General features: G+C 69.1%; 3 protein-coding genes. All 3 read left to right on the forward strand.

Annotated elements, in window-relative coordinates; genetic code table 11:
• Positions 1–156 precede the first annotated feature (156 nt).
• Positions 157–9,264 (forward strand): non-ribosomal peptide synthetase, encoded by a 9,108-nt coding sequence (locus NA8_RS03560; protein ID WP_063048903.1) that lies wholly within the window; start codon positions 157–159, stop codon positions 9,262–9,264.
• A 183-nt stretch (positions 9,265–9,447) separates the two neighbouring features.
• On the forward strand, positions 9,448–10,815 hold the full coding sequence (locus NA8_RS03565; protein WP_063048904.1) for a wax ester/triacylglycerol synthase family O-acyltransferase: 1,368 nt from the start codon (positions 9,448–9,450) through the stop codon (positions 10,813–10,815).
• A 186-nt stretch (positions 10,816–11,001) separates the two neighbouring features.
• A complete protein-coding gene (locus NA8_RS03570; RefSeq protein WP_157106510.1) occupies positions 11,002–11,454 on the forward strand; it encodes a pyridoxamine 5'-phosphate oxidase family protein in 453 nt (150 codons plus the stop codon).
• Positions 11,455–12,441 lie beyond the last annotated feature (987 nt).

Raw genomic sequence — 12,441 nt, forward strand, 5'->3', positions numbered from 1 at the left:
TCCTGTTGCCTTTCCCAACCTGGGCGCGCCGATCCGCACGGAGTTCGCTAAGGTCCGATCCGCACGCTCGGGTCATGGTTCACGCATTTGAGGCACTGCTTCTGGCTCCATCGCCAGAGCGGACAGTGATCGACCAGAGAGTGAACTCGCCGCCGTATGACCACGACACGCCGTTCCGCACGTCGCGCCCCACATTCACGAGCACGCAATCTCCTTTTCCCTCAACTGCTTACCGCTGCGGTCGATACGGCGTTCGATTCCGCGGCCATCCGGTACAATCCGACGGGCGATTCCGCGGATCAGCGTGAGCTCAGCTATCGGGAGCTGGACGAGACGTCCTCGCGATGGGCCCGCTACCTGATCGGGTTCGGTGTGGGGCCGGGAGACTTCGTCGTGGTGGCGATCACCCGCTCGGTCGAGTCGGTGCTGGCGGTCTGGGCGGTCGCGAAGACCGGCGCCGCCTACGTGCCCATCGACCCGTCGTATCCGGCGGAGCGAATCGCGCACATGATCGCGGATTCCGGCGCGGTCGTCGGCCTCACCACCTCGGCGCACCGGGCCGCACTCACCGCGCCCGGGATGGAGTGGATCGAACTCGACTCCGCGGTCCACCGGCAGCGGGCTGCCGCCGAGCCCGGTCATTCGGTCTGCTATCTGGACCGGTCGCGTGCCCTGACCGAACAGCACCTCGCCTACGTGATCTACACCTCCGGCTCGACGGGCAAGCCGAAAGGCGTCGCGGTCACCCATGCCGGCCTCGCGAGCTTGGTCGAGCACGAGATCGCCGCGCGGGCGGTGACCAGCCGATCGCGTGTCTCGCACCTGTGCACGCCCAGCTTCGACTTCTCGGTGATCGAGATGCTGCTCGCCTTCTCGGCGGGCGCGACTCTGGTCGTGGCGCCGCCCACCGTGTTCGGCGGGGTCGAGCTGGCCGATCTGTTGCGGCGCGAGCGCGTGACGCATCTGTGCATCACCCCGGGAGCGCTCGAATCCATCGAGCCGGCCGGACTCGGCGATCTGAAGGCCATCTTGTGCGGTGGGGAGCGGGTGAGCCCCGAACTGGCCGCCCGGTGGGCGACCGGCGACCGGTCCTTCTACATCGTCTACGGCCCCACCGAGACCACCATCTTCGCGACCGGCACCGAGGCGCTGTGCGCGGGCGGCGCGACCCATATCGGTACTCCGGTGCCGGCGCTGGGCGTCCATGTTCTCGACGCGCGGCTACGGATGGTGCCCACGGGCGTGGTCGGGGAGCTGTATCTGTCCGGTCCCGCGCTGGCAGAGGGCTACCTCGGCCGACCCGCGCCGACCGCCGACCGGTTCGTCGCCAATCCGTTCGCGGCGGTACCCGGCGCTCGCATGTATCGCACCGGTGATCTGGTACGGCGCACCGCGGCAGGACTTCTCGAACATCACGGCCGGGTGGACTTCCAGGTCAAGATCCGGGGGCTGCGGATCGAGCTCGGTGAGATCGACAACGCGCTGACCGCCCACCCCGACATCGACTACGCCGCGACCCTGGGCACCACGCTGCCGTCCGGTGGCGCGGCGCTGGTGTCCTACGTGCTGCCACGGGTGGAGTCCACTGCGTGCGGTAGCGGCCGGGTGGCGCTGGATACCGCCGAACTCATCGGTCTGCTCGCGAAAACCCTTCCCGCCTATATGGTTCCGGCCGCGATCACGGTACTCGACGAGCTTCCCCTGACCCCGGTCGGCAAGCTGGATCGCGCCGCGCTGCCGGAGCCCGTACTCACCGCCAGGCAGTTCCGGGCGCCCGGTACGCCGGCCGAGCGGGTGGTGGCCGAAGTCTTCGCCGCGCTGCTCCTGCCGCCGGGCGACGCCGAGCCCGGCCGCATCGGAGCGAACGACGACTTCTTCGAGCTCGGTGGCAATTCGCTGATCGCGACGCAGGCGGCCGCGCGGCTGGGCGCCGCGCTGGGCGTCCGCGTTCCGGTCGCGCTGCTGTTCGAGGCGTCGGTGGTGGCGAAATTGGCCGAACGCCTGGACGAACTGGGCCCCGGGTCGCATTCCGTGCCGCGACCGATGGCTCGACCGGAGCGGGTGCCGCTGTCGTTCGCGCAGCGGCGGATGTGGTTCCTCAACCGATTCGACCCGGCCGGAGCGAGCCACAACATCCCGCTGGCGGTGCGGTTGAGCGGGCAGCTGGACGTGGACGCGCTGCGGGCCGCGATCCGGGACCTGGTGCAGCGGCACGAGGTACTACGGACCAGCTACCCCGAGCACGAGGGGATGGGCAGCCAACGGGTGCACCCGATGACGGATCCGGTCGCGGTACCCGAGCTGCCGGTGCTCGACGTCGCCGAAGCCGAGATCCCCGAGCGTACGGTCGCCGCGGTGGTCGAGGGCTTCGATGTCACGGCGGCGCCGCCGATCCGGTTGCGCTTGCTGCGCTCCAACGAGACCGAGCACGTCCTGGTGGGCGTGGTCCACCACATCGCCGCGGACGGCTCCTCCATGGGCCCCCTGACCGCCGACCTGATGACCGCGTACTCGGCCAGGGCCGCAGGCCGCGCTCCCGCCTGGACGCCGCTGCCCTTGCAGTACGCGGATTACACGCTGTGGCAATGCGAAATGCTCGGCGCGCAGAGCGATCCGAATTCCCTCTTCGCCCGTCAGCTCGGGTTCTGGCGGGAGCGGCTGGCCGAGCTGCCGCAACGGCTGGACCTGCCCGCCGACCGCCCGCGCCCGGCGGTGTTCTCGGGCCGGGGCGCCACGCACGAATTCAAGATCGACGCGACGGTGCACGCGGCGCTGAACCGGCTGGCGCACCGAAACGACGCGACGTTGTTCATGGTCGTGCACGCCGCGTACACCGTCCTGCTGGCCCGGCTGTCGAACACCCGGGACATCACCGTGGGCACGCCGGTGGCCGGCCGCGGCGAAGCCGCGGTGGACGGCCTGATCGGCATGTTCGTCAACACCCTCGCGCTGCGTACCGAGATCGATCCTGGCCACACCTTCGCCGAGCTGCTCGAGCGGGTGCGTACCCGCGACCTCGAGGCGTTCGGGCAGGCCGACGTGCCGTTCGAACGCCTGGTGGAGGTGCTGGACCCGGTGCGGTCGAGCGCCCATCACCCGCTGTTCCAGACGATGCTGACCTTCCAGAATTTCGCGCAGGCGACGCTGGAGCTGCCCGCGCTCCTGGTCTCCGCGCTGGACTTCACGCTGCCGCTGACGAAATTCGATCTCGAACTGACCATGGTGCCGCACGAGGACGAGCGGACGCCGCTGGGGATCTCGGCGGCGTTCACCTATTCCACCGAGCTGTTCGACGAGGCGACGGTGGCGGGGTTCGCCCGGCGGCTGTGCGGGATTCTCACGGCCGTGGCCGATTCGGCCGATCACGTGGTCGGGGAGATCGAACTGCTCGACGCCGCGGAGCGCACCGAGATCCTGGTCAAGTGGAACGACACCCGCCACCAGATCCCCGCCGGTCTGGTGCTCGACGGGTACCGGCGTGCGGTGCAACGGCATCCGGACGATGTGGCGGTCGTCTACCTGGACCGGCAACTGACCTATCGCGAGTTCGACGAGCGGGTCAACCGGCTCGCCCGGGTACTGGTCGACCACGGTGTCGGCGCGGAAACCTTGGTGGGGCTGGCGGTTCGGCGTTCGCTGGATCTCGTGGTCGGCATGTACGCGATTCTCACCGCCGGTGGCGCGTACGTGCCGCTGGACCCCGACCATCCCGCCGAGCGGATCGCGCACGTGCTCGACGTCGCCCGCCCCGTCTGTGTGCTCACCACATCCGCCGACGCGGTGCCGATGCCCGGCCACGTCGCCGTCCTGCAGTTGGACGCCCTCGGAGCCGATCGGCGTTCGGGCGCTCCACTGCGTTCCGAGGAACTGGCGCGCACGGTGCTGCCGGAGCACCCGGCGTATGTCATCTTCACGTCGGGCTCGACCGGACGCCCGAAAGGCGTGGCGGTCTCGCACAAGGCGATCGGCAACCAGATCGAGTGGATGCTCGCCCAGTACCCCCTCGGACCTGGGGATGCGTACCTGCAGAAGACCGCTGCCACCTTCGACGTCTCGCTGTGGGGCTACCTGATGCCGCTGCGGTCGGGCGCGAAGCTCGTCGTCGCCGAACACGACGGGCACCGCGACCCGGCCTATCTCGCCGCGACCATCGCCGAGCACGGCATCACCGTCACCGATTTCGTGCCTTCGATGGCGACCGCGTTCGCCGCGCACGCGGCGGCGGAAAGTCTTGTGACACTGCGGTATCTGTTCCTCATCGGCGAAGCTCTGCCGCCGGAGACCGTGCGCGCGATCCGGTCGGTCACCGGTGCGCAGGTGCACAACCTGTACGGCCCCACCGAGGCCGCGGTGTCGGTGACATACCAGCCCGCCGGGACGGGCGACGCGACGACGGTGCCGATCGGCAGGCCGCAGTGGAATACCCAGGTCTACGTGCTCGATTCGCGCCTGCGGCCGGTGCCGCCCGGGGTTCCGGGCGAGCTGTACCTCGCCGGTGACCAGCTCGCCCGTGGATATGTGCGCCAGGCGGCACAGACCTCGGGCCGTTTCGTCGCGAACCCGTTCGGCCGCGGCACCAGGATGTACCGAACGGGCGACCTGGCCCTCTGGCACGCACCCGCCCCGGACGAGCCCCAGCGACTGGAATACCTCGGGCGCACCGATTTCCAGGTGAAGTTCCGCGGACAGCGGATCGAGCTCGGTGAGATCGAGACCGCGCTGCTCGCACAACCGTCGGTGAGCCAAGCGGTCGCGGCCGTGATGCCTTCGGCGTCGGGGGAGCGGCTGGCGGCGTACGTGGTCGCGTGCCCCGGGCAGGTCATCGACCGCGACGAACTCACGGCCGCGATCGCGACGGTCCTCCCCGCGTACATGATGCCGTCCGCACTGGTGGAACTCTCCGCCCTGCCGCTGAACGCCAGCGGCAAACTCGATCGCAAGGCGCTGCCCGCGCCGGCGGTCGAGGTCAGGGAGTTCCGGGCAGCTCGCAACCCCGTGGAACAGGCCGTGGCGCAGGTGTTGGCCGATCTGCTCGGCGTCGAGCGAGTGGGCATCGACGACGACTTCTTCGCCCTCGGCGGCAATTCGCTGCTCGCGACCCGAGCCGTCGCGCGGGTCAACGAGGCGCTGCGATCGCAGGTCACCGTGCGCGACCTGTTCGAGGCGCCCCTGGTCGCGGCGCTTGCCGCGAGGGTCGAGGCCGGTGGCGCGGGCACTGCTCGTCCGCCTTTGGCGCGGTCGCGGCGGCCGGATCGCATCCCACTCTCGCTCGCGCAGCAGCGGATGTGGTTGCTCAACCGCATGGACCCGGACTCGCCCGCCTACCACCTGCCCTTCGCCGTCCGGCTGACCGGCGTCCTCGACCCGACCGCGCTGGGTCGCGCGGTCGCCGATGTGATCGAACGGCACGAGGTGCTGCGCACCCGCTACCCGGTCGACGCCGACGGACAGCCGTATCAGGAGATTCTTTCCGCGGGCGCGGTACTACCCGCAGGCCTCGCGGTCGAGCACGGCGTCGCCGATGTCGCGGACAGGGTGAACGAGCTGATGTCCGCGGGCTTCGACGTGACTGCGGCCGCACCCATTCGGCTCCGGCTGTTCAGCTCGGACCGCGATCACCTGCTCGTCATCGTGACCCACCACATCGCGGCGGACGGCTCGTCGCTCGCGCCGCTGGCCCGCGACCTGGTGACCGCCTACACGTCCCGTCTCGCGGGCGCTGCGCCGGACTGGCCGCCCCTGCCGGTGCAGTACGCCGATTTCGCGATCTGGCAGCGCGCCGTCGTGGGATCCGAGAAGGGCGGCGATTCCATAGCAGCACAACAAATGTCGTATTGGCGAGACCAGCTTGCCGGGTTCGCGGGGCCGCTGGAGTTGCCGACCGATCACCCGCGCCTCTCGACGGCATCGACCCGCGGCGCGTCGATCGGCCGCACCATCCCGGCGCGGATCCACGAGCAGCTGACCGGGATCGCGCGCGACCACAACGCGACGCTGTTCATGGTGGTGCACGCGGCGCTCGCCACACTGGTCGGACGCCTGTGCGGCGCCACGGATGTCGTGATCGGTACCCCGGTCGCCGGGCGCGGCGACCGCGCACTCGACGACCTGGTCGGGATGTTCGTCAATACGTTGGCGCTGCGTGTCGAGGTCGATCCCAGCGCGACCTTCGACGATCTCGTCGACCGGACCCGGGAAACGGCTCTGTCGGCGTTCGCCAACCGCGACGTGCCGTTCGAGCGTGTGATCGAGGAAGCCGCCCCCGCGCGCACCGGAGCCCACAACTCGCTGTTGCCGGTGGTGCTGTCGTTCCAGAACATCGAGCAACCCACTCTGGAACTGCCGGACCTGACGATCACCGCTGTCGGCAACGGCGAGACCACGGCCAAATTCGATCTGCACGTCGCCGTCGAGCCACGGCTTCGCGACGACGGCCGGTCGGAACTGGCCGTGACCTTCACCTACGCCACCGAACTCTTCGGCGAGCCGACCGTCCGCGCCTTCGCCCGCCGGTTCGAGCGCATCGTGTCCGCCGTCGCGGAAGATCCCTCGGCACGGGTGTGGGACATCGACATTCTCGACGAGGACGAAGGCTTTCCGCCGATAGCGCGATCGTGCGAGGCAGAGAATGCGCCGACAGCGACACTGCCCGAGCTGATCGGTGCGCAGGCCGGGCGCAGGCCCGGGGCGACGGCGGTCCGATTCGGTGCCGCCACGCTGAGCTTCGGGGCGCTGCGGCGGCGCGCGAATCGCATCGCCCGCGCGCTGATCGCGGCCGGAGCGGGCCCCGAAACCGTTGTGGCCGTTGCGGTGCCGCGTACCGAAAACCTGCCGGTCGCGCTGCTCGGTGTGCTCATGGCCGGCGCCGCGTACCTGCCCATCGACCTCACCTATCCGGCGCAGCGCCTGGCCTTCGTCCTCGCAGACGCGGCGCCGGTGTGCGTGCTGACCACCGCTGCGGAGCGCCCGGCGCTCCCGGACGCCGAACTGCGCACCGTCTTGCTCGAGCAGACAGCGGAGTTCGCCGACGATCCGATCACCGATGCCGACCGGACGGCGCCGCTGCTTCCGGACAACCTGGCCTACATCATCTACACCTCGGGCTCGACGGGCATGCCGAAGGGTGTCGGCGTGACGCACCGCAATGCGGTGCGGCTGTTCACCGGGGCGCAGCCGCTGTTCGCCTTCGGCGAGCGTGACGTCTGGACGCTGTTCCACTCCTTCGCCTTCGACTTCTCGGTGTGGGAGCTGTGGTGCGCGCTCGTGACCGGCGGCACGGTCGTCGTGGTCGACTATGCGACATCGCGCTCACCGGAGCTGTTCCGCGAACTGCTCATTCGCGAGCGGGTGACGGTGTTGAACCAGACGCCGTCGGCGTTCCGCCAACTCGTCGAAGCCGACCGTGACGCCTCGCCCGCCTCCGGCGAATTCTCCCTGCGGTATGTGATATTCGGCGGCGAGGCGCTGGATCTGCGGCACCTGCGACGCTGGTCCGAGCGCCATTCGGGGGACACGCCGCGATTGGTCAACATGTACGGCATCACCGAAACCACCGTGCACGTCTCCTTCCTCGAGGTGGGTGCGCACCTGATGGACAGTCCGGTCAGCCTGATCGGCCGGCCGCTGCCCGGGCTGAACACCCACGTGCTGGACCTCCGCCTGCGCCCGGCGCCGTTCGGTACTCCCGGTGAGATCTATGTCGCGGGCGCTCAGCTGTCCCGTGGTTACTCGGGGCGGCCCGGGCTCACCGCGACGCGGTTCGTCGCGAATCCGTTCGGCCCGCCCGGATCCCGGATGTACCGGTCGGGCGACCTCGCGCGCTGGGGCCGATTCGGCGACGACGCCGGGCTCGCCTACGCAGGTCGCGGCGACCAGCAGGTGCAGTTGCGCGGCTTCCGGATCGAGCTGGGCGAGATCGAAGCGGCGCTGCTGCGTTGTCCCGGCGTGTGCCAGGCCGTCGCACTGGTCCGGACCGATCCCGCCCTCGGTGATCAGCTCGTGGGCTACGTGCTACCCGAGCCGGGCGCGCGGCTGGACCCGGCCGAATTGCGCGGTCGGGTGGCCGAATACCTGACCGGTTACATGGTTCCCGCCGGGATCGTCGTGATCGATGCCATCCCGCTGACCCCGAACGGCAAGCTCGACCGGCGGGCCCTTCCCGCGCCCGCATTCCGGACGCGTGGATTCCGCGCGGCCGCCACCCCTGCCGAGGCGACCGTCGCCGCCGCCTTCGCCGCGGTGCTCGGCGCCGAGCGCTTCGGCATGGACGACAACTTCTTCGAACACGGCGGAAACTCCATGCTCGCCGCGAAGCTGACGCTTCGGCTGTCGACCGCGCTCGGCACGCGGATTCCGGTGATGCGGGTGTTCACCGCACCCACGCCGGCGCAGCTGGTCGCCGACCTGGCCCGCCGTGCGAGCGGCACGGTGGAGACCGAAGCGGCCTTCGACATGCTGCTGCCGCTGCGCCCCGCGGGTGCGGCCGCGCCGCTGTTCTGCGTGCACCCCGTCTCGGGAATCTCCTGGTCGTATGCCGGCCTCGCCGCCTACCTCGACCCCGAGCGACCCCTCTACGGTCTGCAGACGCCCGTGCTCGCGACCGACGAGATGATGCCGGCTTCGATCGAGGAATGGGCCCACCGCTATATCCGGCTGATCCGCTCGAAACAACCGGCCGGTCCCTACCATCTGCTCGGCTGGTCTTTCGGTGGCGTCATCGCGCACGAGATGGCCGTGCAATTGCAACGCGAAGGCGAGCAGGTCGCGTTGCTCGCGGTGATGGACAGCTACATGGCGGACCCACCGGGCACCCCGCCCGGCGACGCCGGCAAGGTGCCGGTGGCCGAGCTGATCGGCGGTTTGCTCGGTGAGCAGGCCGGCGACCTCGGCAATGTCGCGGATGTGGACTGGGCCGCGCTTCCCCAGAAGATGGCCGAACTCCCCGAGCCGTTCGCGTCGTTCGGCTCCGATCGCGTCACCCGGATCCTCGACGCGGCGGTGCACTCGGTGGCGCTGCGCAGCGCCTATGACCCGCCCGTGTACCGGGGCGACGTCGTCTACTTCACCGCCGCGCTCGACGATCCGACCGGGGCTGTCGGCGCGTCGATCTGGAGCGAGGTCATCGACGGCCGAGTGCACAACCACGCCGTGCCGACGACGCATTGGCGGATGACCACGGCATCGGGTCTGGCCCGGATCGCCGAAGTGCTGACACGGGCGTGGCATGCGGGCGAACCGGAGGGGGAACACCCGGCCCGCCGGTGAATCAGCGGCGCGGCCGGGCTTCGGCGGCGGCCTTCGGCCGGTTCCACCGACGGCGCGCAGAACCGTGCGACCGGCGCGGTACCGCGGAGGAAGCCGGAGTGCCCTGCTTTCGGTGACCTTCGGCCATCATCTCGCCCGGCGCTTTGCGCCATGCTGAGAGGACGAACCGGAATGAGCATGCCCATGACAGAACTGCAGCCCCTCGATTCGGGCTTCATGGAACTAGAGGACTCCGACCGGCATATCAGTCTCGGAATCGGCGCGGTAGCGATCATCTCCGGTGCTCCGCCAGACAGGAGCGAGTTCGGCGGCATCCTCGCCAGGGGAGTGGAACAGAACGCACGCCTGCGCCAGAAGGTGCGGCGGGCGCCGCTCGACCTGGCCACGCCGGTGTGGGAGGACGACCCGAATTTCGACCTCGCACACCACATCCGCTGGACCGCGCTGCCCACGCCGGGTGACGAGCGCGGGCTGTGTGAACTGGTGGCCACGGAACTGGAGGAGCGGCTCGATCGCGACCATCCGCTGTGGCAATGCGTCGTCGTCGAACATCTCGCGGGGGACCGCTGGGCACTGCTGGTCAAAGCGCATCACAGCCTGGTGGACGGCGTGTCAGGTCTCTCGGTGTTGCGGAGTCTCTGCGACGCCGTACCGGGAGAGGCCGAGAACGCCGCGCCCGAGCCGCGAAGTCGCACCGAGATGCGGTGGCTCGACGTGGTGCGAGGTGTGACGCGGCTGCCCGTCGTCGTGCCGCGCTCAGTGGCCGCCATGACGCGCGGTCTGACCCCCCTGGTGTCCGCCGTCGTGTCCCCCGCCGCGGAATGTTCGCTCAACGGACCGATCGGACGCCAGCGCCGGTACGTCGTGGCCCGGGCCGCTCTGTCGGACATCCACGAGATCCGCGCGGCGTTCGACGTCACGGTCAACGATGTTGTCCTGGCCGTGGTCGCCGCCGCTTATCGCGACCTGCTGGTCGGCCGTGCCGAGCGGCCTGCACCGGACAAACTGCGCGTTCTCGTCCCGGTGTCGATGCGATCCGAGCAGGCGAAATCCACGCTCGACAATCGTGTTTCGGCGATGCTGCCATTCCTGCCTATCGATGTCGCCGACCCGGTGGAGCGGCTGGACGCTATTCGGCGGCGGATGACCGGACACAAGTCGCGAGGTGAAGCGCAAGCGGAGAACTCGGTGCTCGCGTTGGCGGGCCGGCTCCCGTTCGCGCCCATCGCGTGGAGTCTGCGTCTGCTGGCGCGGTTTCCGCAGCGAACCGTCGCCGCGCTGGTGACGAACGTGCCCGGCCCACGCGAGCGGTTGACCGTGCGGGGGCAGGCGGTAACCGAACTGCTGCCGGCCACGCCCATCGCCATGCGGTTGCGCACCGCGATCGCGGTGCTCAGCTATGCGGGGCAACTGACGTTCGGGATCACCGGGGATTACGACAGCGCGCCCGATATCGCGGTGCTCGCCGAGGGCATCGAGCGGGAGATCCGGCGGCTGCGGGAGCGTGCGGGGATCCGGCGACCGTCCCGGCCGGAGGCGACCGGGCCGTGAGGAGTGTCGGTCGGCGGGTGGCTCGGGCCGCCGTCGCGCCTGCCGGAAGAGGACCGATCGGGGACTTTCTGCCCTGTCCGGCAGTGGGACCCGGTGATGGTATGGGAGGCCGTGGTGTCGAGTGAAGACCGGAAAGCGAGGTCGTTGCCAGGTGGGAGCACGCACGATGTGCCTGAGCACGAGGTCATGATCGCCTCCGGCGGCCGCGTCGCGGACAGCGGCATCCTCGGCCGCGCGATGGTCGAGATCGACCGATACGAGGCGCTGCGGCTGCTGGCCGGTGTGGCCTACGGGCGTGTGGTGTTCACCCGCGATGCCCTCCCGGCGATCCGCCCGGTCAACCATTTCGTCGACGGTGGTGCGGTCATCGTGCGTACGCGGGTCACGTCGCGGCTCACCGACACCGTCCGTACCGATCCCTCCGTCGTCGTGGCCTATGAGGCCGACGACATCGACGCGGTGAGCCATGTGGGCTGGTCGGTCGTCGTGACCGGCCTGGCCCGGACGGTCACCGATCCCGCTCGGGTCGCGCGCTATACGCGGCTGCTGCGCCCGTGGGCCGAGGGGATGATGGATACGGTCATCGCGATCGAACCCACCATCGTCACCGGCTTCCGGCTCGTCGAGCAACAGCGTTAGGCCGCAGCGGGAGAGAGTAGTTCGGATTTACCGAACCATCATCCCGAGAATTCTTTGTGGGCATATCCGGCGAGGTCCTGCGCGGGTTCGGCCCCGACGTGCGAGTTCGTTGCGGGAATAGCGCACTCCATGGCGGGTGGGCATGCTCGGCGTAGCCGCGGTGGGCGTTTGTACCGACCGGACGCCGCCCTCGCGCGTGCGGCCTCGCGCCGATCGGCGGCGTCGATTCGCGGTCTGACCGGCCGGATACCTCTCGGCGGCCTTCCGCCGACCGGCGCCCGCCGCCGGTCCGCGCGCCGAACCGTGCGAAACGTAAGCGCTGAAACGCCCGTGTTCGGCGGCATCCTTTCGGAAAGACTCCGGCTCCCGACGCGGAATTCGAAAGAACACGTACCTGATTCCAGGCGGAACTATGTATCGAGAATTCGTATAACGAGATTCCTTTGGGGTTGAGTTGCATGGACTGGTATTCGGAAAATTGCATGACGGATCCGAATGGAAATTGATGCGGGGGCGCTCTCGCGATGAGTGATTGCCGATATATTGCTATCGGTGATGCAGATTCCCTTGTGGTGCAATCTCCCGAGCGGCAGATCGGCTGTCGGTGGACGCTGTCCGCTGCGTGGATGACGATGGCCTCCCGGCTTGATTCCCGCCCCTGCCCGGGATGTACGATGCCCGATCGCGGGTGTTCCTGTCTGGATCCGCCCGCTTGCACCAGGCACTTCCAGGAGCGATACGTGCGCGCGGCGGCTCCATCGCGCGGGCGGCGTCACGGTCGCATTGCTCGAAACGAGATTCGAAACGCCCGGCCTCCGTGCGGAGCTGGGAGGTTTGATACCACTAGACTGACCCGAGCTGCTGTCAGATAGCTTGTCCCGCCAGAGTGTCGATGCTTCACGGTAGATTCAAAAGTTCTGTTTTCAGATTTTGAGACGACTGAAATACCGACAAACGGGAGGTGTGGAAGTCGCCGAGAATGTCCGG

Source organism: Nocardia arthritidis NBRC 100137 (assembly GCF_001612765.1).
Taxonomy (GTDB): Bacteria; Actinomycetota; Actinomycetes; order Mycobacteriales; family Mycobacteriaceae; genus Nocardia; species Nocardia arthritidis.

Bases quoted from the DNA above. Each gene is read 5' to 3' on its own strand.
- NA8_RS03560 (WP_063048903.1), top strand. From the start codon at position 157: ATGACCACGACACGCCGTTCCGCACGTCGCGCCCCACATTCACGAGCA.
- NA8_RS03565 (WP_063048904.1), top strand. From the start codon at position 9,448: ATGACAGAACTGCAGCCCCTCGATTCGGGCTTCATGGAACTAGAGGAC.
- NA8_RS03570 (WP_157106510.1), top strand. From the start codon at position 11,002: ATGATCGCCTCCGGCGGCCGCGTCGCGGACAGCGGCATCCTCGGCCGC.